The sequence below is a fragment of the Leptospira venezuelensis genome, assembly GCF_002150035.1.
Taxonomy (GTDB): domain Bacteria; phylum Spirochaetota; class Leptospiria; order Leptospirales; family Leptospiraceae; genus Leptospira_B; species Leptospira_B venezuelensis.
In genome coordinates, this window is sequence record NZ_NETS01000010.1 from 344,449 (window position 1) to 366,930 (window position 22,482).

General features: G+C 38.7%; 21 protein-coding genes. 8 read left to right on the top strand and 13 right to left on the bottom strand.

The window, feature by feature from the left end:
• Positions 1-107: 107 nt before the first annotated feature.
• From B1C82_RS08860 to B1C82_RS08880, 5 genes are all read right to left on the bottom strand, one after another.
• Positions 108-410, bottom strand: a complete 303-nt coding sequence (locus B1C82_RS08860; RefSeq protein ID WP_086447242.1) for a hypothetical protein — start codon at positions 408-410, stop codon at positions 108-110.
• A complete protein-coding gene (locus B1C82_RS08865; protein WP_086447243.1) occupies positions 395-952 on the bottom strand; it encodes an RNA polymerase sigma factor in 558 nt (185 codons plus the stop codon). The genes B1C82_RS08860 and B1C82_RS08865 overlap by 16 nt, the downstream gene beginning before the upstream one ends.
• Before the next feature lie 24 nt (positions 953-976).
• Positions 977-1,429 carry a Spy/CpxP family protein refolding chaperone gene (locus B1C82_RS08870; RefSeq protein WP_199775743.1) on the bottom strand — a complete coding sequence of 151 codons (453 nt, stop codon included), beginning with the start codon at positions 1,427-1,429 and terminating at the stop codon, positions 977-979.
• Between the two features lie 57 nt (positions 1,430-1,486).
• Positions 1,487-2,158 (bottom strand): response regulator, encoded by a 672-nt coding sequence (locus B1C82_RS08875; RefSeq protein ID WP_086447244.1) that lies wholly within the window; start codon positions 2,156-2,158, stop codon positions 1,487-1,489.
• A 195-nt stretch (positions 2,159-2,353) separates the two neighbouring features.
• Positions 2,354-3,634 carry a phosphoinositide-specific phospholipase C-related protein gene (locus B1C82_RS08880; protein WP_199775744.1) on the bottom strand — a complete coding sequence of 427 codons (1,281 nt, stop codon included), beginning with the start codon at positions 3,632-3,634 and terminating at the stop codon, positions 2,354-2,356.
• Between the two features lie 338 nt (positions 3,635-3,972).
• Between B1C82_RS08880 and B1C82_RS08885 the strand changes: the two genes are divergently transcribed.
• The gene (locus B1C82_RS08885) at positions 3,973-4,407 is read left to right on the top strand and encodes a DUF1801 domain-containing protein (protein ID WP_234008248.1); all 435 of its coding nucleotides are present in this window, start codon (positions 3,973-3,975) and stop codon (positions 4,405-4,407) included.
• Positions 4,408-4,412: 5 nt separating this feature from the next.
• Here the strand turns inward: B1C82_RS08885 and B1C82_RS08890 are convergent, their stop codons facing one another.
• The 6 genes from B1C82_RS08890 to B1C82_RS08915 all read right to left on the bottom strand — a co-directional run bounded on the left by B1C82_RS08890 (position 4,413) and on the right by B1C82_RS08915 (position 12,906).
• A complete protein-coding gene (locus B1C82_RS08890) occupies positions 4,413-5,645 on the bottom strand; it encodes an esterase/lipase family protein (protein ID WP_086447246.1) in 1,233 nt (410 codons plus the stop codon).
• 152 nt (positions 5,646-5,797) lie between these two features.
• A complete protein-coding gene (locus tag B1C82_RS08895) occupies positions 5,798-6,148 on the bottom strand; it encodes a CsaA family protein (protein WP_086447247.1) in 351 nt (116 codons plus the stop codon).
• 65 nt (positions 6,149-6,213) lie between these two features.
• Entirely contained in the window at positions 6,214-7,347 is a 1,134-nt protein-coding gene (gene lvrB / locus B1C82_RS08900; RefSeq protein WP_086447248.1) for a hybrid histidine kinase/response regulator LvrB, read from the bottom strand.
• 1 nt (position 7,348) lies between these two features.
• Positions 7,349-7,792, bottom strand: coding sequence for a response regulator (locus B1C82_RS08905; protein WP_086447249.1), 444 nt, complete (start codon positions 7,790-7,792; stop codon positions 7,349-7,351).
• Between the two features lie 6 nt (positions 7,793-7,798).
• The gene (locus B1C82_RS08910) at positions 7,799-9,589 is read right to left on the bottom strand and encodes an ATP-binding protein (protein ID WP_086447250.1); all 1,791 of its coding nucleotides are present in this window, start codon (positions 9,587-9,589) and stop codon (positions 7,799-7,801) included.
• A gap of 179 nt (positions 9,590-9,768) precedes the next feature.
• On the bottom strand, positions 9,769-12,906 hold the full coding sequence (locus tag B1C82_RS08915) for a SpoIIE family protein phosphatase (RefSeq protein WP_086447251.1): 3,138 nt from the start codon (positions 12,904-12,906) through the stop codon (positions 9,769-9,771).
• Between the two features lie 244 nt (positions 12,907-13,150).
• Here B1C82_RS08915 and B1C82_RS08920 point away from each other — a divergent pair, with 244 nt between their 5' ends.
• The 4 genes from B1C82_RS08920 (at position 13,151) to rdgB (ending at position 17,011) form a co-directional block, all read left to right on the top strand.
• On the top strand, positions 13,151-14,650 hold the full coding sequence (locus tag B1C82_RS08920) for a hypothetical protein (protein WP_086447252.1): 1,500 nt from the start codon (positions 13,151-13,153) through the stop codon (positions 14,648-14,650).
• On the top strand, positions 14,647-15,894 hold the full coding sequence (locus B1C82_RS08925) for an acyltransferase family protein (protein WP_086447253.1): 1,248 nt from the start codon (positions 14,647-14,649) through the stop codon (positions 15,892-15,894). The genes B1C82_RS08920 and B1C82_RS08925 overlap by 4 nt, the downstream gene beginning before the upstream one ends.
• Before the next feature lie 194 nt (positions 15,895-16,088).
• On the top strand, positions 16,089-16,427 hold the full coding sequence (locus tag B1C82_RS08930; protein WP_010514772.1) for an STAS domain-containing protein: 339 nt from the start codon (positions 16,089-16,091) through the stop codon (positions 16,425-16,427).
• On the top strand, positions 16,424-17,011 hold the full coding sequence (gene rdgB, locus B1C82_RS08935) for an RdgB/HAM1 family non-canonical purine NTP pyrophosphatase (protein ID WP_086447254.1): 588 nt from the start codon (positions 16,424-16,426) through the stop codon (positions 17,009-17,011). The genes B1C82_RS08930 and rdgB overlap by 4 nt, the downstream gene beginning before the upstream one ends.
• A 24-nt stretch (positions 17,012-17,035) precedes the next feature.
• On the opposite strand, the gene B1C82_RS08940 is transcribed toward rdgB, so the two are convergent.
• Positions 17,036-18,682 (bottom strand): ATP-binding cassette domain-containing protein, encoded by a 1,647-nt coding sequence (locus tag B1C82_RS08940; protein ID WP_086447255.1) that lies wholly within the window; start codon positions 18,680-18,682, stop codon positions 17,036-17,038.
• Between the two features lie 97 nt (positions 18,683-18,779).
• Positions 18,780-19,466 (bottom strand): OmpA/MotB family protein, encoded by a 687-nt coding sequence (locus B1C82_RS08945; protein ID WP_086447256.1) that lies wholly within the window; start codon positions 19,464-19,466, stop codon positions 18,780-18,782.
• Positions 19,467-19,614: 148 nt separating this feature from the next.
• On the opposite strand from B1C82_RS08945, the gene B1C82_RS08950 reads away from it, so the two are divergent.
• The 3 genes from B1C82_RS08950 to ccrA all read left to right on the top strand — a co-directional run bounded on the left by B1C82_RS08950 (position 19,615) and on the right by ccrA (position 22,446).
• Positions 19,615-20,307 carry a hypothetical protein gene (locus B1C82_RS08950; protein WP_086447257.1) on the top strand — a complete coding sequence of 231 codons (693 nt, stop codon included), beginning with the start codon at positions 19,615-19,617 and terminating at the stop codon, positions 20,305-20,307.
• Between the two features lie 229 nt (positions 20,308-20,536).
• Positions 20,537-21,130, top strand: coding sequence for a TetR/AcrR family transcriptional regulator (locus tag B1C82_RS08955; protein ID WP_086447258.1), 594 nt, complete (start codon positions 20,537-20,539; stop codon positions 21,128-21,130).
• A gap of 68 nt (positions 21,131-21,198) precedes the next feature.
• Positions 21,199-22,446, top strand: coding sequence for a crotonyl-CoA carboxylase/reductase (ccrA, locus tag B1C82_RS08960; RefSeq protein WP_086447259.1), 1,248 nt, complete (start codon positions 21,199-21,201; stop codon positions 22,444-22,446).
• Positions 22,447-22,482 lie beyond the last annotated feature (36 nt).

Genomic DNA, 22,482 nt, shown 5'->3' on the forward strand with positions numbered 1-22,482 from the left:
ATGCTTGTGATTTTTTTTGGATTCATCGGGAAATCTCCCGGAATTTTGATTCCGGGAGATTTGTTTTAGGGAGAGAATAACGGACCCAAAAATTCAGGCCGATCTATCTATTCTTCCAGAGTGGAGAGGTAAGATTCGCCTTCTAAAATGGAAGAAACACCAAGATAATATTCATCTTCTGTGTTGATTTGTCCGGCAAAAGAATACCAGCCGATAGAAATGCCCAAGAGGAGTGCGGCCGCTACCGCTAATACATTTCTGATCGGAAACTGAACTAGTTTTTTAGAACTTTCTTCTTTTATGTATCTGTCGATCACACAAGAAGCTAAATTTTTAGACCAGTTCGGATCTGATTTTCTTTTTTCGATCTCTTCCTTCATTGGTAGACAATCTTTTAATATTTTCCCCATACTTCTCCTCCTTCTCTTTTTTCGGAGTTCTGCATTCTTCGCAACATTTCTTTTCCTCTAGCCGCCCTGGACTTTACTGTTCCAGCTGGAACTCCCAGGACTTCGGCGATCTCTTTTTCAGAATATCCAGAAAGATAATATTGAATCACACTTCTATACGCTTCCGGTAGATTACCGATCCAAAGTTTTGCTTTTTCCCATGTAGGAAGATCTTCTCTATCCTCTGGAAGTTCTTTATCAAAAGCGAAAGTTCTGGAATCTTCTTCCGATCTTTTTCCAGCCTTCTCCGCCTTGGTTTCCTCTCTTACCAGATTTTCATTCATACGAATGGATTCATTCCTGGCGATCGTATATAACCAAGTAGTCAGTTTTGAGTCTCCTCTGAATTGACCTTTTTGTAATGCCTTATAAGCGCGAAGATATGTTTCCTGTGCGACATCGTCTATCGCATATGCAAAGCGTTCATACAAGTAACGGGAGATCGCCGCTAAGACGATCTCCCTGGTTTCTTCTACGAAGCGGGAAAATTCTGCCTCTCCCATTTTACCTCCGAAAGACTTTGGAAATTAATCCTCGTCTTCCTTATCGAATTTACTCTGGAACTTAAGGATTAGATCCGCCAGTTTCCCTCTTTGTTCGGGAGTTAATACTGCGTGGAATTCCACTGCCTTTTTGGTGAAATATACTCTAAGAGCTGCTATCTTTTTCTCTCTTTCTTCGCCCAGTTTGTTCCACTTTTCAGGATTCAATTTATCTGCACGAAGTTCTTCTACTGCTTCCTTAGGAAGAAAGTGTCCGCCCAACTTTAGCTCTTTACGTTTTGCAAGCACGTCCTCTTTAATTTTATCAAGGGCTGCTGCCTGTGTCTCTGTTAAATCCAATTCGGACTTAAGTTTTTTGACGATATAATTGGCTCTTTTCTCATGAGACATCCATTTATGATGGCAGCCTTGAGTTAATAGGGCGGTAACCCCTAGCACCAACAAAATCGCGGTTATTTTCGTAATTTTGCGAAACATTCATTTCTCCTCTTTACGCTCCTGGGACCGGAGCCTAAAAAGTCGGTTCCAAAAAAATTAAGATGAAAGTATGAGAATATCTTCTTCTTTGATCTCGTATTTTGAAGCCAGACGGGTCACAAGGGAGGTCAGGATTTCCTGGGCTTTTTTGTGATAGTAGAATTCTTCTCCAACTTCGATGAAGAATTTGCGGACTCCAGGGAGTTCCTTCAGAACGAAGGCGATCTCTTGGGCAATCTTCTCCGCGTTTTTTTGAAAAGGGCAACCTATAAGTTTTACTCCATTCCCGTAAGAGACATTTTGTGCTCTTTCAATAGAGAATGGAAATTTCTTTTTATCCACGATCATGTCACTGGGGATTTTAAGAACTGAGACTATCTTTTGTAAAAGTTTTTCAGGATCGAATGGTTTGAGAATATAGCCCACAAGTTGTTTGCTATGAGCTGCGGCCATCACATCTTCTTTTTCATTACTTGCAGTTAAAAAGACAATCGGGGTATTTTTGTTCAGATCGGGGACCTTATTTGCCAGTCGGACCCCGGAAAGTACAGGCATCATATTATCCAAGAGGATAAAATCATATTTGGTTTTTCTTAATTTGAGCTCTGCGGCCATTCCGTCGACGACATGGTCCACTTCGAAATTGAACCTTTCCAAAAAATGAATGAGCAACTCAGCAGAACTTTCGTTATCTTCTGCAAATAAAATTTTAAAGAAAGATTGGACCATAAATCTGAAACTTTTCCTTAATTAAGTGCCAAAAAGCCCAATGGGCCGGCTAAAACTTTTATTCTTCGTAAATCATCCGTTTTTATAATGTTCCGTCGACGATAAAATTTTGGTGAATTTAGCCCAAAAATAAAAAAACGGGACCTCGAATTCTCGAAGATCCCGTTTTTACCTTAGAGCGGAAAGTGTATTAGATTATCTTCCGGCTTCCCAGTATCCTTCCGAGTATTGGTCGGTAAGATTTGCCCATACTTCTGAAACTCCCTTAGCTGTTTTTGCCTCTTGGAGTTTTTTGTTTTCATATGGAGTTACAGGAGAGGAGAAGTTCCAGCCTCTTGCAGAACATGCGCTCTTTCCATTCGCCCAATTCCCAGAAGCATCTGTGATTGCCCAGTTTCCACTTCCGTCTTTGCAAGCATAACGATAGCTATTGGAGCACTTATTGTCATTCCAACGTCCGCTTCCTACGATCTGTAGGCAATCTTCTGCGCCACCATAATCGTTCGGCTCAGCATTATCCCAAGACCAAATTCCTTGTTTTGCAAAATCAGGGCTGAATTGATCGATCCCGAATACACTGATCCCGCAAGCCAACATCTGAGCTATATTATCGTTTGTGAATACTCCACTTTCTTTCACGCCATCATAAACGCCAAAGTAGTTGGTGCTATCATTGAAAACGCGAGTCATAGTGTTATCGTATGTATTTCTTGACCAGTTACAGCTAGGATAACCTTGGAAAGCTTTCGGGCTAATTGTATTACTTCCGAAGAAAATCCGTTTTGAATATTGATTCCAAGCTCCGTCGTAACAACCATTGCTCATCATTAGGATCCTTCTGTTAGAAGAAACCATATCTTTGAGTTTAGGCATATTAGCTGCGTTCGGAATATCTCCACAAGACCCACTATTGTATCTGTATAGATAAGGGTCTAAGTAACTTCTTACGATCCCTAAGAACTCATCTTGTCTTCCATCCAGATAATCCTCAAAATAAAGGACCAGAACTTCGTTTCTGTTTTGGGGAGAAGAAATCCAATTACGAATTTCTTCTAACCCTTTGCTCGCAGGACGATCGAATACGTTACATCCTAAATCGTTGGATTGAGCGTGGCAAAGTAAGAAATCGTTTTTGAAATTCGTGCTTAGATAATAATGAATATCTAATTCTATAAACCTAGCTCCCAGTCTCAACTGATCCGTAATCGAAACCTGTTGATTAGGAAAAGCATAAGAAAAGAAAGGTCCCGCATATGCCTTACTATTATAAGAATTATGTGTGCCATAAAATAAAGCCTTGTGCACCGGCAGGTTCGCCGCTACTTGCACTTGTCTTTGCACAGCGAGTGATTTTGCTTCCGCAGACTTTTCGAATATATCGATCGGGCTTTCAGTTACTGCTCCCCTGCTCGCAAATAAACTAGTCGAAGACAAGCTTATCAGCAAAACGGTAAGCATGATTAATTTTCTCTTCATATTTCCATTCACCTTTTTACTTCTGTGGATGCATAATATTCTGAAGGCTTAACTTGTAACAAGCTTCTTCTTATAAGTGGCTTATATATGAGTGTTTTTATGAAGAACGATCGTTATTTAAAATTCAGTAGTGAATTAGTGGGACCACAAACAAACAGAGTTAAGTGAGCAATCACTCATATATTATATTTACTTAATATATTTATCAAAAGCCCCCGACCTATAACTTAATATATACTTGTGCGATCCCCCTTTTCCTAAGTTTCGATACGCGAAAATAACTTGTTTCATCCTAAAATGGTCCCAAAATACGATACATGCCAGCTAAGAAGAAGTCCGTGAAAAGCAGTTCTTCCCCTAAACGAGGGATTAAATACGAAGACAAATCCCCGGGACAACCAGAACTAGTTCCGATTTTTAATGAGATTAAGAAACTGATGAAACCTTATATAAAGGGAACTATTAAAGAAAGAGGAGATTCACGAGGGCAATATGGCTTGGTCAGCGAAATGGAAATCGAAGTAAAAGGTAAAAAAAAGCCAGAGGTATATTTCGCTGGTGTACTCGTTCAAAAAGGATATGTGGGATTTTATTTTATGCCAGTGTATTCAGAGCCTGCATTAAAAAAGGTTTTCCCACAGGAACTTCTGAAATGTTTAAAAGGCAAAAGTTGTTTTTATATAAAGAAGAAGGATCCAGTCCTTCTTTCTCAAATCAAAGATGCCCTAAAATTAGGATACGAAGATTACAAGAAGAAGGGCTGGGTAAAATAAATCTCTTATTTTCCTATAAAGATTTTTAAGAAATATTCTCTCAATTCGGCAGAAGGCATAATCTGATAATGAGATAATCCTTTTAGGATCTTAACTCTAGTTTCTGGATTTGGCTTCTTACGAAATACTAAATCGCTGAAAAGAGTAAGACTTGGTTTTTCAACAATTCCGTCCCCAATCCAGGAAGACCAGTCTCCTTCTTCTTCGGAAACGAAACTATAGATCTGGTAAGCATCTATATCATCTAGCTCGCCAAAATATTTATCTTTTCCGTATCTACCTAAGTGTGTTCCCTCTTTCCAATCTTCCTCTCTTATAATTCCATGAGAAAGATCTTTCATTGCTTCACTTCTTTGATTTCCAATATAGCCGACTAACTGCACTGGAAACACAGGTAAAGCTTCCGCTCCAAGCCCCAACCAGAATCCTACTTTTTCAATATAGGATCCTCCATCAGGAGAACTGATAAATAAAACTTTTTGAATATTAGAAGAAAGTGGATTTCCTTCTTTTTGAGAAGAATAAAGTGCACTCCTAAGAACGAGTCCGCCCTGGCTATAAGTAACCACATCAAATTTTTTCTTCTTCAATTCAGGATCTTCTAATATCTTTCTCACCAATTCTAAAAGTTTGGAGCCGTTTTCCGAAATATGAGCTCCCGGATTGAATCTAAGATAAAATGGATAATAATTTTCGTTTATTAGAATTTCAGAGAAAGAGGGTTCTCCATTCTTAAGCCAAAGTCCTTCGTCGCAAAATAGTCCGGGCACACATAAAATAGGTTTTTTAGATCCAGATTTTTTCCAATCTGCCAATACATCTTCTGGACTTACATCTTTTCCTTCTAAACGAAAGGACGCTTGGATCTCTGAAGTAGTGATCATCCCTGCAAAAGAATCTCCCACAACGCTAGAAACAGAAATATTTTCGAATACCTTTCTTTGTATCAAAGATTCTGTTTCACTCAACGCTTCCAAAGCAGTATGCATTGCTTGTGCAGTAGATTCGAATGCTCTGGATAGACCTTCTTCAGTTTTATTTCCTGCTTCTCCTAAAGACTTTCCTGCATCCTTTAAAAATTCTCCGAGGCGAGTTCCATTTACGGTAGGTGCTTCCGAAATTTGAGATAAACTTTTTGCGCACCATTCAAATGAACCTGTAAGCGCGGACTTAACTCCGGATAAAACTCCAAGAGAAGTATCTCTTGCGAATGAAACTGCAAATTTTCCCAGCTTCATGCTGGGTTCTGTGGGTTTGTATGGCATATTTTAGATTCTTAATTAGATAGCGCCGCCTCACTATACGTAAAAACTGCGGGCCGTCAAGGGGAAAGATAGTTGAAATCTGATAATCAGAAGCCCGTAAAGGCTCCCGAATATTTAAGATTTGATTAACAAGCTAGTTGGACAAAGCTGATCGCGTCGGATTTGCTGAACTCTTCCTCTTCTTCCACAAAGCCTAAGAACAAGGCTTGTGCTCTCATTCTTGCTATATGAGTAGAAGGATAGTCCATCACACAAAGTGTTTGTTTACCCAAGAAATCTTTTTCTTCTCCGAGGGAGAGAATGGGTTCGCTTGATTTGCGGACTCCGACATTCTCACCGAAATCCAAGATCAATCTATAAGCTTTTTCTCCGTGATCGAGAACCAATTCGAAACCGATTACTTTACCGACTCTTAGGTCTAGATCGGCAAAAGGTTTTTCCGAAACTAAGTTTGTATATTCAGTCGATTCCATCATCTAGTATAACCATTCTTAGATAATTATTTGACAAGAAAATCGCAAAGAAGGTCCAAAAATCACTGTTAGACTGCGGGCAAATCTAGGAAAAATCTAGTGTATTCATTGGTTGCGCTTTCAAACGAAAGAAATCCTCCATGCTCTTTCACGATGCCAAGACTGACAGAAAGTCCGAGACCGGTTCCTTTATCCGCTCCCTTGGTTGTAAAGAATGTATTAAAAATGGACTTACCAATTTCCTGAGGAATTCCAGAACCCAAATCTTCTACTGTGATCCTTACCCAAGGTTTACCACCGATCTCTTCAGGCTTTGCGGAGATGGTCATTCTTTTATTCTCATCATATTCCGGATAACGTTGATTTAAAGCATCGATCCCATTATTGATCAGATTTAAAAGCACCTGAAGTATCTGTCCTTCTTTGCACATTACAGAGGGAAGATCTGTATGCACATCTATATCCAATTGGATGCGGCTCATCTTTAATCTTTGTTCAGCAATAGAACGCGTCTTGGAAATTAAAGCAAAAACGCTTACAGGCTCTAAGGCTGCCTTTTCTTGTCTGGCGAATCTGAGTAGATCCTTTACCATTATGGAAATTCTTTCCCCTTCTTGTTTTATCTTAGAAGCGATCTTTTGAGCCTTATCTATATCCATTTCTCCTTTAGAAATTAATTGGGCATAGTCGATGATCGCCATGATAGGATTATTGATCTCGTGGGCCATTGCTCCTGCCAAAAACCCCATAGCTTCTACTTTCTGGCTTTGCCTGAGTTGTTCTTCTATTTCGAACTTCTCTTGTTCTGCTCTTCTTAAAGCTTTATGTTCTTCTAATTCTCTAATTGCTCTTCTTAAAGCTGGTACAAGTTTAACTAGCCGGTCTTTCAGAACGTAATCAGTTGCTCCTCTAGTCAGAGTTTGGATGGCAGCATCCTCGCCGTATGTTCCGGAAACGAAAATAAAAGGAGTAGCGGGACATTGTTCTTTTGCGATAGTTAATGCCGATAAACCATCAAAATTAGGAAGTGAGTAATCCGAAAAAATAAAATCAGGTTTCTCATCTTCGATTGCCTTTAAATATTCTTCCCTATCTTGAACATGGACAGGAATATATTCTACTCCTCCCCTTTTTAATTCTCTTTGAATAAGCTCTAGATCAGTATAAGAATCTTCTAAAAAAAGGAATTTTAGTGTTCTCATGTTAATGCACCGATTTATTTAATATGCACCAATATTGTCCAATTTCAGATACTGTTATGATCAGCTTTTCAAATTCTACAGGTTTGATTATATAACTGTTTACGCCTAGTTTATAACTTTCTACTATATCTTTCTCTTCTGCCGAAGAGGTTAACATTACTACAGGAACTGTTCTTAATTTTTCGTCAGACTTAATCTCTCGTAGCACCTCGAGACCGTCCACTTTTGGCATTTTTAGATCTAATAATACAAATAAAGGTTTTCCACCGGATTCTCTACCCTCAAATCTCCCTCTGCAAAACAAAAATTCTAAAGCTTCCTCTCCGTCTTTGACATGAAAGACTTGATTTACTAAATTATTTTTTCTGAAACCTCTTAAAGTAAGTTCTGCATCGTTTGGATTATCCTCCGCATAAAGTATATCATAGTTTCCCGATTGATTCATTCTTCTCTATTCCTTGCTCGGTATTGTAAAATAAAATGTGGCACCTTGTCCCATCTTTCCTTCTGCCCAAACTTTTCCACCATGTCTTTGTACAATCCGATCCACAATTGCAAGTCCGATCCCTGTTCCTGTGAATTCCTCACTGGAATGTAATCTTTGGAATACTTTGAAAAGTTTATGAGAGTATTGATCGTCGAAACCGACTCCATTATCTTTTACGAAGAATGTTCGGGCTCCCTCCTCATTTAAAAAACCTATTTCAACAAATGGGTTTTGCGATTTGGAGGAATACTTGTATGCGTTTGAGATCAGATTCAACCAAACCTGTTTTAACATAGAAGCATCTCCCTTCACGGGGGGTAATTCTGAAATTTCAACGATAGGACTTCTGGATCCGTATTCCTGATTGATGATCTCTATCGAATCGGATACCATATGTTTCATATTTATAGAATCTGATTTTGGCTCCAGCTTGGATACGCGATAAAATGCCAATAGATCATCTATCAGTTGCCCCATAAATTTTGAATTCGTAGCGATCACATTCAAAATCCTCAAAGGCTCGGGCTCCAAAATGGCAGAATAATCTTCTAACATAATTTTAGTAAATCCGTCTATTCCTCGGATAGGTGCCCGTAAATCGTGAGAAACAGAATAACTAAACGCTTCTAATTCTCGATTTGCATATTCTAATTTTCGAATATTCTCTTCGAGATCTTGATTTAGTTTATTTATCTGGAATTCTTTCAAATTTCTTTCAGTCACATCCAGCCATTCCACGACACTTCCCAGTCTTTCCCCAGAAGAACCGATAACAGGGTCAGCACTCAAATTGAACTGTCTTCCACCGATAGAAATAGAACTTTTATAAGTGTTGGTAAATGTAGAAAGTATCTGCCTTTGTTTTTCAGGATTTGCATGAAAAGAATCTATACAAGATCCGATCAAAGCTTCAGGAGAAAATCTAGGATATTCGTTACGAATACTTTCCCTTGCGGCTTGGAACATATTCACTATGGATCGATTAGTGTACACCACATTCAGATTATTGTCTGCAATCATAATATTGCTGGAGGCACAATCCAAAGCTGATTTAATCATTAATATTTCCTTATAGAATTTTTCTTTTTCGGAAAGTGAATTTTCCAAAAGATTATTTTTCTCAAAAAGGATGTTTTCGGCTTCTATTCTACGATCGGATTCCTTTTTTAAAAATCTATAAAGTACAGCTAATATCAATATATTAAAGGAGATGGAAAAGAATAAGACCCAATCTGTAATCTTCTCCTTTCTAATAGAATCGTGAGCCCTTTCCGAAAGAAGTGAAAGTTCTTTTTCTTTCAGTTTATCTATTAAACGATCTATTTCATTCTCGAATTTTGCGTTTTCCGCCTTTGTTTCATGATTTTTGAAAGTGGAATGCTCTATTTTCTGAACAAGTTCGTCCTTTTGATTAAGTAGCTTTCCCAATTCCATAAGGCTGTTTTGCTGCGTAGAATTGTCTCTTGTAATGTATTTCAGTTCACCCAATTTAACGAACAAATTCTGTTTTTCTGTTTTATAATATTCTAAATCCTCTTTTCTTCCCGAGGCTAAAAAAATTAAAAATCGGATTCTGCTTTCTTTTACAGACGAAGCCAGACTTTCTAATCTAGAAATTACGCTGAAAGTGTGAGACTCCCAATCTTTGGATTGAGTTAGATTCCTGCTACTAATCCAAGAAGAAACGCCAATCAATAGGCCCAAAAGACCTATTCCGACAACTCCGAATCTTAGTTTAGAATCATATGAAAGCATGATAAGGAAACCATTGATTAAAAGTTTCTAATCTTTTAATTTTGTTTCATGTTTGATACACGTATTTTATTTTTTTTGACCTCATTTTGCAAGATATTTACACAGTTTGGACAAAATTAATTTCCTAAACCAATTACAGCCTTTTAGCCTCTTGATTAAGTCACATTAGATCGAAAGATTTATATTTTATCTAGCGCTTGCCTGATCTTTATTACTTGAGAATTTTCAGGTTCTAATCTTTGAGCTTCTTTCAAAAGATGTTTTGCTCTTTCATAATTTCTTAAAGCGATTGAGATCCTAGTCAAATTGATCAAGTTTCTAACATGATCAGGTTCTCTTAAGAGTAATCTTTCGCCGAAATCTTGAGCTTTTTGGAATTGTCTAGCTCTTCTTGCTACGTAAGAAGCAATAAATAGTATTTCTTTATCTACTGGACGAATATTCAAATACTCCTCTGCAAATTGTGCGGCCTTTGAATAATTCTTTAATCGAATATGATACTTAAGTAACCCCTTTTTCACCTCAGGTAGACGATTGTCCAATGTATCTGCTTCCTCTAGGAAAGATAATGCTTCTTTGATATTCTTATCTTGGGATTTCTCTTTGGCTTTTCGAAGAAGTTGCCTGATCTTCTCCTTTTCTTGTATCCTTTGGATCCCGCCTTCTTCTTTGAAAGAGATTCTGACCAAGGAAAGGTCGTCAGTTAATGAACCTACTTTCTTTATAGATTCATATATATTAGAAAGTTCTCCGTTTCCTTCTTCTATCAGCTTTAAGAAAAGTTTTTCATTATCATTGATGATCCTTGCGCCTTCTTCATCGTTTCCTATAAGAATATCATCTCTTCCGTCTGAACCTGCAATTATCACATCTCCAGGTAATAACTGGAATGTTTTTACTGAAATTTTTCCATCCATTCCAGTTGTTCCCAGCTTTCTAAACATAAGATCTTGCTCGATAAAGTCTGCTTTCCCGTCTCGATAGAGGGCCGTCCAAGGATGTTCTGCATTAATATAATATAATGTTCCAGAATCTTCATCTATTAGCCCGATCACAGAAGAAACGAGCATTGAACCTTCAAAACTTTCGAATACTTTATGTAATTCTATAAATGCATTTTTCAGCCATCTTTCCGGGGACTGTTCTTTCATAGATTCCACGATTCGAGTTCTTTCTATGATAGATTCACAAACGGCTCCTAAAACTAATGCCCCACCTGCTCCTTGCATAGATTTTCCCATTGCATCCGCATTCAAGAATACTATATAACGCTGCCCTCTGAGTGTGATCTGATTAGAGATATTCATATCTCCACCGATCTCATCGTTAAATCGGCGGAAGCTGAATTTTTTCTTCTGTTCTATTAAAAAATCGACTTTTACATTTTCAGATGTTGCTTTGTTTGCACCTAATGGTTTGATCAGAAGTGACGTAAGGAAATAGTCTCCGTCCTGTTGTTGTTTGAGTTCATTCACTTCTTCCAAAGTTTTTTCTAATTCTTTGGTTCTATCCTTTACCTTTTCCTCTAATTCATCAGCATATTGCTCGAGTCTCTTTCGGGCGGCTTGGATACTTCTCGCCATTTTATTAAAAGACCTGGCGATAAATCCAATCTCATCCTCAACGCGAGGAGTAAGTCTATATTCTAAATTTCCTGAGTTTACTTCGGTTAGCCCCACAACTACTTCATCCACAGGAACAACGATTGCATTCTGGAAGAAGAACCTAAATCCTATCACGATTACGAAGAAAGTGAGAACCATGGAAGCTACTAAAATAAAACTTGGATCATGATGGAATATTCTATAATCTTTATATTCAAATCCTACCTCGTATATTTTCCCACTTGGATTCGGAGCAAAATAATAGGAGAGATACATTACTGGCTTGGGGTCAGAAGGAGAATAAATCCTTGTACCTCGATAGATCCTTTCTCCAGCAAAATGTATCGGAGCGAGAGAATTTAGTACAATTTTTGAGATCTGTTCGGTCGATTTGTCCGAGTTTATTGCTTGGATCGCTGATTGTTTTACGTATGCTAATGTTTCAGATAATCCTATGTCATTGGAAACAAGTAATCCCTCGATAGACTTTTGTTTTTTGCGATCAGGAAGCCTCGAGTATTTATTTCTGATAATATTGAGTTTTCCGTAAATACCTCGAAAATATTCCTCCATATCAGAATCTTTTACTATTTCATTACCTTTTGATTTTAGAAAGAAACGTATGCCAGTAGCGTATGCTTTAAAATCGTTGGGAGAAGTTTCTAAAATTTTCTCTGTTTTTTCCAAACGTTCTTTCGCAGATAAACTTCCTAAATTGGAAATCTTTTGTTTTTCTCTAAAAAAACGAACCTCTAACTCATCTTCTTTTTTGAATCTAGAGTCTTTATTTCCTTTTTCCGATCGGAACTCATTCTTCTCAGGATCATAGGAAACTATATAAGCCAGACCTTGTGGATCTTTTTGTTCTAGAACTGCGATAGAGCTGTCCCTTCTTTTCATATCATCATAAGTTCTTTCATATCCATTCAGAATAGAATAACCTACTAATTGATAACATACGAAGAATGTAGCTAATGAAACTCCTATGATTCGATTTAAGATTGTAGTCCTTTCTTTCGTAGCATTTACATACACGATCATGATCAGGAACATTCCAGTAACCATTCCTAGGTTAAAGGATTGTTGGTATGTAGCCCGGGCTACTGTTCCGTTCCGACTAAGTGCGTTCAAAATCCCCGGAACCACAGTGATCACCGCATAGCTAAGAAGAATATAAATTACGGACCTTCTCTCTTTTCCGGTTTCTATGATCGCCTTCCAGATCCCGATCACAAGATAACATACTTCGTAGAATAAAATTACATATATAAAATAACTGTAAAATACATGGACTTCATAATCCCAATAATGACTTCCTGGAACAAAGGATCTAGGAGCATCCCAACTAACATATACATAATAACCTGTAACTACTAATACTCCTAGATATAGAAGCCAATAAAATATTAAACCCGGCAAGATACCTTTCTTCCTAGGTTCGGGAAAATAGATAAAGAATCCTACTAATTGAGTGAAACTCATCAAAGGTCCCGCAACAGCAATGACCCTATGAAAAATTGTTCCTTCTTCAAAAGAAATGAAGCCCCAAAAGTATCCTATATTATGGAAGACAGTGGTTAAAGCACAGACTCCCAAATGAAAAGCAGCCATACTTCTTTCCTTGATAGTAAGAAAGAAGAAGCCAGCATAAAAGAAATACAGGACGATTAAGATCGAACCGAAAGAGTAAAAGTTAAAAAATAACGGATCCATTGATTGGCGTAGAAAAGTAGTCCCGGAAGCTTAGAGTAACGATCCGACTCGGATCAAGCGTAATTTATTTCCAAAATTTCTTTGGACTTCTTAGATTTGTCGGAATTCCAACAGAAATTATTTAAGCTTCTTTATCAGCTTTACTTCTTTGCATAAAGCACGTTCTAAAAAGGAATCTACTTGACCCAGGAATCGAAAAACAGAAGCTTACTGGAAACATCGGCCAACCATTTCTCTCCGATTCATGCAAACATCTCCTAATAACAAACTTCCACTTTATCTACTTTTTCCGATCTTATTCTGTTTCGCGTATCTACTAGCAAACCCAGGATTTTTCAGCCAACCATACCAAGAGACCGGAGACTATGCTGCTAACGCTCTTCAGATCTGGAAAGCTGGAAAATTAGAAGAAAGTTTGGGAGCATACTCTCGCTTTTTAGTAAATCATCCAGGTCCGATCGTATTCTATTATCTAGCGCTTGCAGAAAAAATATTCTTCTTTGTCAAATCTCCGCATGGAGCACATTTAATTGGCATTGTTCTTTATAATCTTCTCTTCCTACTGATCGGTTTAAAAATTCTTTATTCGAAATTGGAAGATAATAGATCTACCGTTTTATTATTTGCATCTTTGATTTTAGGTTTAACTCCTCTATTACCGAATGCATTCTCGAACATTTGGGGACCAGGAGTAGTGCTCTTGCCTACTTTAGTGCTGATCCTTTCCTTAACTGATTTTTCCCAAGGTTCTATCCGAAATTTTTTCTGGTTTGTAGTTTGTGCTAATATCATAGTGCAAAACCAGATCGTAGGGATCTCATTTATAGTTCCTATGTTTGCAGTTGGATGTTTTTATTTTTATAAGAACAAAGGACTCTCTCAATATAAAAAAAAGGAGTTTGGATTAAACATTCTTCTTGCAGTGACATTCACAGTGATCTGCTGGATCCCTCCTCTCATTGAACAATTCACTAATTCACCAGGAAACTTAAGTAAAATTATCGGATTAGCTCTTAAGAATTCTACCTTTCATAAATTAGCTCCTACATTACAGTATGTTCTTTCTTACTACGTTTCTCCGCTTAATGTTCCCAAGCAGATCCCTGCACTTTTGATTGTAGGCTTTCTATTTGGGATTCCGAGTTTCTGGAAGGATAAATTACAAGAATTCGATAGATCTCTACTCAGAATTCTGATCTGGGCATTCTTCATCACATTATTCGGCGCATTCAAAATGAAAGGGGGCCAGATCGTCCATATCTATTGGTTCACTTATGTTTTAGCCGGAGCCCTTTATTATCTGAACTTGAAGATCATTTTATCTAAATTAGAATTCCCGAATACACGAAAGTTCCGGATCTATTCTATCTCTATAATATTCCTTTGTATTGCAATCTATGGTAAAAATACAGAGTTTGAATATGATGATAGGCCTGAAAAATTTTTAACAGCAATCTCTCCCCAAAAAGAAAACAAATACAGAATTCGCTGGGAATCTAATCCTAAAGATTTCGGACAAGGGGATCTTAGTTTAGGAATTCTTCTTAGATTAACGAGAGAAGGATATAATTCCTGCTTAAATGAAGAATGGCATTTTCTGGTCCCAAAATCTTTCCGATGCGCCGATTCGGAACCTGCAATTACGATCACATTAGAAACACCAGAAAGAGAAAGTGAAAAGTTTCAAATCTTAAACAAGAACTCTTTTCACTATAAATCCACTATAATAAGGATAGCTGAATGAAAGAATATTTCCTGGGAATTTTTAGACCTGACGAAAGAGAGATCGCACCTTTTAACGGGGCAAGAACCTTAGGCTTTTTCATGCTAATCTATGGACATATGTATCGCACGGTGCAGATCTTTATTCCGGATATAGACCCTTACTTAAGAAATTTCTTAAATAACGGCTCTGTCTGTCTTGATCTATTCTTTCCATTAAGTGGATTCCTGATCGCTAGCCCTTTGTTTGCAGAATTAGAATCGAAAGGCACAATCAATTGGAAGTTCTTCTATCTAAAACGATCCTTACGAATTTTTCCTCCATTTTATATTTTCTTAATTTTGCAATACTTTGTATTTATACCCGCAATGCTTAAGAGCGCACCGCCGGAACTTGTACCACAAATTGAAGCGGCAAAAAGTAAGATCTGGTTCGACTTTTTATATATTTCCGACTACTTTAAAGGAACCATGTTCCATGGCTGGTCTCTCTCGTTAGAAGAACAGTTCTATATCGCATTTCCAATCTTCTTATTAGGAATCTTTAGATATGTTCCGAAACGTTTTAGACTAGGTTTTCTGATATTTCTTACTGCAATTCCTTTGATCTATCGCGCAATCTTTATGTATACAGTGATCTTAAAGACCAGTGGTTCTCAAAGTGTAGATCTATATAATGCAAATTTCTATTACCCATTCCACGGACATATAGATTCGGTTTTATATGGAATTATATTCGCGTATATATTCAATTTTCATAAATCATGGGTCGAAAAGGCGCTTCAGTTAGGACCTTGGGCAAATTATTTGCACGCTGGACTTTGGATTGGACTTCTGGCTTACACTGCATTAGCAAATGAATTTAAAATGGGATTTCACCAGATCATTCGTTACCCAAGTTTTGCTTTATTATGGATTGGGATTTTTATTCTCTCGATGAGAAAAGGAGACCCGATCGGCAAATTCCTTTCTTGGAAAGGTTTCTCTCCATTTGCAAAATTGTCTTATTGCGCTTACATCATTCATATAGTGGTAATGACCCCGATTTCAAGAAAACTACTTTATGCGGATAAACAATTGCAACAGCACGAATTCTTACTCTATACAATCCCTGTTGGGCTTACAGTTTTCTTCTTCGCGTATTTCTATCATTTGCTCACTGAAAAACCGTTTGCAATCCTCAAAGATAAATTGATTGCGAAGTACAAAGTCAAGATGACTTCTCAAATTTTCAGCGAGCAATTACAGAAGGTCTCCCAATCCTAATATCACAGCAAGGACTTGATAAAGCTCAACTGATGGGGACATAAACGAAGTTTTTTCGGGATATTCTCCTGAAAAAACGTACATTCCCTTCTTTTTCTAAAATTATTCGGAAGAAGGGAGCAAAGAAGTTCTCAAAAGGGCGTTTTTTGCTTGCTATAAAAAAATCGAATATGCACACAAGGTTCGTTACCCACATGGAAATAACGGTTCAAGGCGACATCCACATCATCAAAATTTCCGGATCCATTCTGCAATCCGACAGCGAGGAACTGGACCGCAACCTGAGCGATCATAATTTCGAACCTTCTCCTAAGATCATAATTGATCTTACAGAGGTGAGTCATATTTGCTCAACTGCGTTGGGGATCCTAGTCTCCTACAAAAAAAAGTTCAACTCCGCAGAAGGAGACATCATAATCGTTGTAAACGACGACGATCTTCTCCAACTATTCGAGATCACAATGTTGGACAAAGTGTTCAAAGTTCTTCCTACAATTGAAGATGCTTTTGACGAGTTCAAATTGGGAAATTGAAATCCCTTTCTTTAGCTTCTAACAATTCCCATAAAGTTCGCGAAATTCGAGCCATCCTTTCTCCTTTAGGGTTTAACTTATCCACCCCGAAGGAGTTAGGGATCGATTTTGGCCCTGAAGAAACCGGCACAACTTTTACTGAGAATGCTCTTCTCAAAGCGAGGGAATTATTCTCTCTTTCTAAACTTCCTTCCTTAGCAGACGATTCAGGAATTTGTGTAGAAGCTTTAGGCGGAGAGCCTGGAGTCTATTCTGCACGTTTTGGCGGAGAAGGTTTAGACGACGAAGGAAGAGCCAGACTTCTCCTGGAAAAAATGAAAGGAGAAAAAAATCGAAACGCAAAGTATGTATGCGTGATTGCGTTAGTCACACCGGAAGGAGAATTTACTTTCGAAGGAGAATGTCCCGGACTTATCTCTGATATTTATGATACCAGTGGAAACGGATTCGGATACGATCCTATTTTTTATTACCCGCCCTTCTCCGCTCATTTTTCCCAAGTCTCAGATGAGAAAAAAAATTCAGTTTCACATCGCAAGAAAGCATTGGATGAGCTAGTCAAACATCTGAAAAAATATTCGTAAAACTTTTGGTTAAATATCTCTGTCTCAATCTGCTTCTGTAAGAACAGGTCCACCTGCCAGGCGTTTGTAGAATTCTTGGCCTTCTCTTTCCAAGAAGTCTTCATAGGTACCCTTAAAGTCTCTGATCCCTTCTGTAGTAACTTCCAGAACTCGAGTTGCAATGGAACTTACGAATTCCCTATCGTGAGAAACAAATAAAATAGTTCCTTCAAACTTAGTTAATGCATAGTTCAGGGATTCGATTGATTCCAAATCCAAGTGGTTCGTAGGCTCATCCAAAGCCAGAAGATTGTCTTGAGCCATGATCATCTTTCCTAAAATGATCCTGGATTTTTCTCCTCCGGAAAGAACCTGAGTTGGTTTTTTAGCCATGTCTCCGCTGAATAACATTCTTCCCAAAACTGCTCGGATCTCTTCCATTTCGGTGCCAGGAGGAGCAAATCTATATAACCATTCTATAATGGAATCAGCATCTTCACCAATCCCTTCTCTATGATCTTGTGGGAAGACAGAAGCTTCTACGGAATCTCCAAAGGCAACCGTTCCTGAATCAGGTTCTATCTGCTTCATCAGAGTTTTTAAGAGAGTAGTTTTTCCCACACCGTTTGTTCCAATGATCGCGATCTTCTCACCTTTTGTGATATTAATTGTAAAATCTTTAAAGATAACTCTGTCTTCGTAAGCCTTGGAGATATTATCAGCAAGAATTACATCCTTACCAAGAACTCTTTTCATTTTGAAAATTATATAAGGGAAAAGCCTGGAAGATGGTCTAATCACCGCCATATTATCTTTGATCTTCTCGATCATCTTTTGGCGTGAAGTTGCCTGCTTGGATTTTGCCGCGTTAGCACTGAATCTGCTGACGAACTCCTGCAAATCCGCGATTTTTTCTTTTGCTCGTTTATTATCCGATTGAGCTCTTTCTCTCGCAGCCTGAGATGCTTCCATGTACTCGTCGTAATTTCCAGGATAGACGGTCATAGTCTGATAGTCTAGGTCGCAGATATGAGAAGCAACAGAGTTAATGAAGTAACGGTCGTGAGAAATTACTATGACCACTCCCTTATAATTTAATAGGAATGATTCCAACCAGTGGATCGTTTTGATATCCAAGTGGTTGGTAGGTTCGTCCAAAAGAAGAACGTCTGGTTTTTGGAATAGTACCTGTGCAAGTAGTACTCTAAGTTTAAAGCCGCCGGTTAAAAAAGAAAGTGTCTGGCCATGGATGTTGGTAGGAATTCCTAAACCTTCTAATAATTCTCCGGCTACACTTTCCGCCTCGTAACCGCCCATCTCTCCGAAAGCTTCCTCTAACTCGGAAACTCGGATACCGTCCTCGTCGGACATTTCAGGTTTAGAATAAATTTCGTCTCTTTCTTTGGCAATTTCCCAAAGTTCTTTATTCCCCATCATCACAGTATTTAATACTGTCTCGTTTTCGTATTCGTAATGGTCCTGTTTTAAGTAACCGACTTTTATTCCTGCATCGATGGCAACGGAACCAGCAGCGGCCTGTTCCATTCCTGCAAGAATTTTCATAAAAGTGGATTTACCGGAACCGTTGGCTCCGATCAGACCGTATCTGCAGCTTTCCTTAAACTTAACAGTAACGTTTTCAAAAAGAATTTTCTTTCCGAAATTCAGAGACAAACCCGAAACGCTGATCATACAACCTACCTAAACACCGAAGGAATCTTATTAAAAGAGGGGATAGGACCATAGTTTATAGAGTGCTGTAATTCGCCAAGCGAATCCTAGGCCTGGTCTATTCGCTCAATTTACGTAATTCTTCAATACCTGGTAGATTAGATAAGTCTGGAACAATCACAATTTCTATCCTTCGATTCGCGGTTCTATTCTCCACGCTTGTATTCGGGACAGAAGGACGAGAAGATCCCATAGAAGCTGCACTGATCCTTTCTTCAGGCATTCCTGATTTCACCATCGTATGTAATACAGTCAAAGCTCTTGCTGATGCAAGTTCCCAATTGGAATATCCTTTAATACCTGTTGGCACATCGTCCGTGTGACCTTCTACTTGGAATCTTCTTCCATGAAGAGAAGACAGAATTCCTGTGACTTCTTTAATCGCATCTGTTCCTTTAGAGGATAAACTTGCGGAGCCAGGAGGGAATAATATATCAGAAGAAAGTATTACCACCATTCTTCCATCTACGATCCGGATCTTAAGTTTTCCAGAATCGATCATTCCTTTAAAACTTTCTAATAAACTTCTATAATCAGCGATCCTTCTTTCCGTTTCCTCTTGGATCCTTTTCATATCTTCTACGGATCTTTGGAGAGAAGACTTATCTTTTTCTAAATTGGAAAGATCCCTTGCCTTCTCGTCGTACATCGCCTGTAAGGCATCATACTTGGATTGAGAAACGCAGTTGGGTAGAATGGAAATAGAAGCAAAGACTAAGGTCAGAATACCCAGATTCCTTTTCATGATTCCTCCGAGTTTTTTCTTAAAACAGCGCGCATAATTAATTTATCGTTTTTTTCCCACTTTTCCCGAGGGATTCTCCGCTATTTTCTGAATTATTTTCGAAAAAATCTGGCGAGAAAGTTCGTTCCGAGTTAGTCTGTTAGTAATCATGCGATCTTTTCAATTAGAACTTCCCCAACTGGGATTCTTTCCCTTTATTCTGTTTTTATTCTTAATTATCCAATCTGGTCTGTATTCACAAACTACTACTACAAATCCACCAGCTAACTCCAAAGAATCCATAGCAGGAGGACCTCCTACATTTAAGAAGTTGGTAGAAGAAGTTAAAGTTTCTCTAAAAGACCGAGGATATATCGTAGATCGAAAATCACATTTCACTGGTTCGGTGTTTAAAGGAAGCACAGTGTCTTTCAAACTTCAATTCCCAGAAGGTAAGGACAGAAAGATCGTCCGTAAATTGGGTGTTGGGCTTGCTCATGAGAATCCGGAACAATCTGTTATGGTACATATCTTCCAATCAGATAGCGAAGATAGAAAGTTATCTCCTTTGTTCACCGGATTTGTGGAACCTTCTTTTGTTTATGAATGGGAAGCAAGATTCGGAGAGAATCATTTCTTAGTAGAGATCAGATTAGATGAATCAGAGTCTAACGTTGCAAACTTTGAACTGATATTCGGTAGCCAATTATACACCCCTGCCGCTGCATTTGGGCGAGAAGAGAAAGATCAGAACCTAAACCAACCTGGTTCTCCTGGCAAAAAACAACCGGGGGCAGAAGGAAGGCTTCCAGGTACAAGTGAGTTAAACAACTACTTCGAAGTTTTTAAGAAAGAGTTCTGACCCTTTAAACTTAATTACGATCAGGTAAGACTAGCTTTCAAGCAAGTTTGACTCAAATAGCCTTTCCTAATAAGTTAATGAATTGCGGAATTCTGGCGTTTGTTATATCTTCGCTAATATAGTGAAATTTCTATCCTAACGGATAGATCTTCCGGCGATTTCGAGATCTTCGATCTTCAGACATAAAAATAAAATCGCAGGATGAATCCTCCTAAAAGAGGTCGGATCGGTGAAAAAGAAGGACGGTAGCCCTGTCTACCCCACAAATGGAGTTTTCAGAAATTCTCGAGAGAGAATTTTGGAAGGCGCTGCGATAGCTTTCGCCCGCAAGGGTTTCCATGGAACTTCTCTGAGAGAAATCAGCAGAGAATGCGGGCTGGAGCAGCCTAGCATTTATCATCACTTCCATTCCAAAGAAAACTTGTTTAGAAAAGCGTTGGTCGCCACTCATTTGATGATATTGAACGATATCAGAAGTAGATTGGTAAAAGACAAAGGATTAAGAGAAGAAGTTGTCTCGGTGTTCCGAGCAATTTGCGATATAGCAAGGCAGTTTCCTGATAGAGCTAAACTTCCGTTCAGCTTGGTTTATTCAGCACCTGAAAATCTGGTGCAAGAATATACGAATCATTACGGAGCCCAGTATAGAAAGTTATTAGATGCGGCCGTAGATCGTAACCCCCCGCCTAAAAATGCAGAACTAAAGCTTTCTCTACTCGTGGATCTATTGCATAGTTTGATACTTTCTATCTCCTCGGAGCGATTTTTTGAAGATCGGGTTAGAGGTTTGGAAGATAGGGTGGATCATATCCTTCTTACTTAAGCCGGAAAGCCAAGTTAAAGACTGTTTTTTTTCTCGTAAGCCTCGGTCGGTTAGGTTTTCTGGTCCCCATGAGCGCACCTGAAATCGTACCAATTGGCCAACTCCCTCCATTAGGAGTGGTCCCTAAGAAAATGCATGCACAGGTCATCCGACCAGAGCGTTTTGGAGACCCGATCAAGTCTATCCAACCGGAAGAGATAGACGTTCCTGAAATTAAACCTGACGAAGTGCTGGTTGCAGTTATGGCGGCCGGAATTAATTATAATAACGTATGGGCCGGCCTCGGATTTCCGGTCGATGTAATCGGCGCAAGAAACAAAAAGGGCGAACCTGAAAAGTTTCATATCGGTGGTTCAGACGCATCCGGGATCGTATATAAAGTAGGTTCCGAAGTAAAGAACGTAAAAGTAGGAGATGAAGTAGTCCTACATTGCGGTATCTGGGACAAGAACGATCCTTGGGTCAAAGCAGGGAATGATCCTATGCTTGCTCCTTCCGAATTAATCTGGGCTTATGAAACAAATTGGGGATCCTTTGCTCAATTTTGTAAGGTCCAGGACCACCAATGTCTTCCTAAACCAAAACATCTTTCCTGGGAAGAGGCAGCTGCCTACATGCTCGTTGGAGCAACAGCATATAGAATGCTTCACCACTGGAAACCAAATGATGTAAAACCAGGGGATGTAGTTCTTATCTGGGGAGGAGCAGGTGGCTTAGGAGCTATGGCGATCCAAATCGTAAAAGCAGCTGGTGGAATTCCAATCGCAGTTGTTTCTTCTGATGATAAGATCGAGTTCTGTAAGAATCTTGGCGCCGCAGGAGTTATTAATAGAAATAACTTCAAACATTGGGGAGCTCTAACTTCTGATATCAATAAGCCTGAAGTATTTGTAGAATGGACCAAACAAGCCAGAGAATTTGGAAAAGCTATCTGGGACATAGCAGGCAAAGGAAACAATCCTAAGATCGTATTCGAACATCCAGGTGAAACCACCATCCCTACTTCAGTATTCGTTTGTGAAACTGGAGGAATGGTAGTTATCTGTGCAGGAACCACTGGATATAATGCAACTGTTGACTTACGATATCTTTGGATGCGCCAAAAACGTCTCCAAGGTTCTCACTTTGCAAACGACGAAAATGCAGCTGGCCTAAACCAACTCGTGATCGACAAGAAGGTAGATCCTGCTCTTTCTCATACTTATAAGTTTGAAGAAACTGCACAAGCTCACCAATTGATGAAAGAAAACAAACACCCATCAGGAAACATGAGTATCCTTGTAGGTGCAGATAAATTAGGATTAGGTAGAAGTTAATACCTAACAAAGAAGGACTTCCGGTCTGCACCGGAG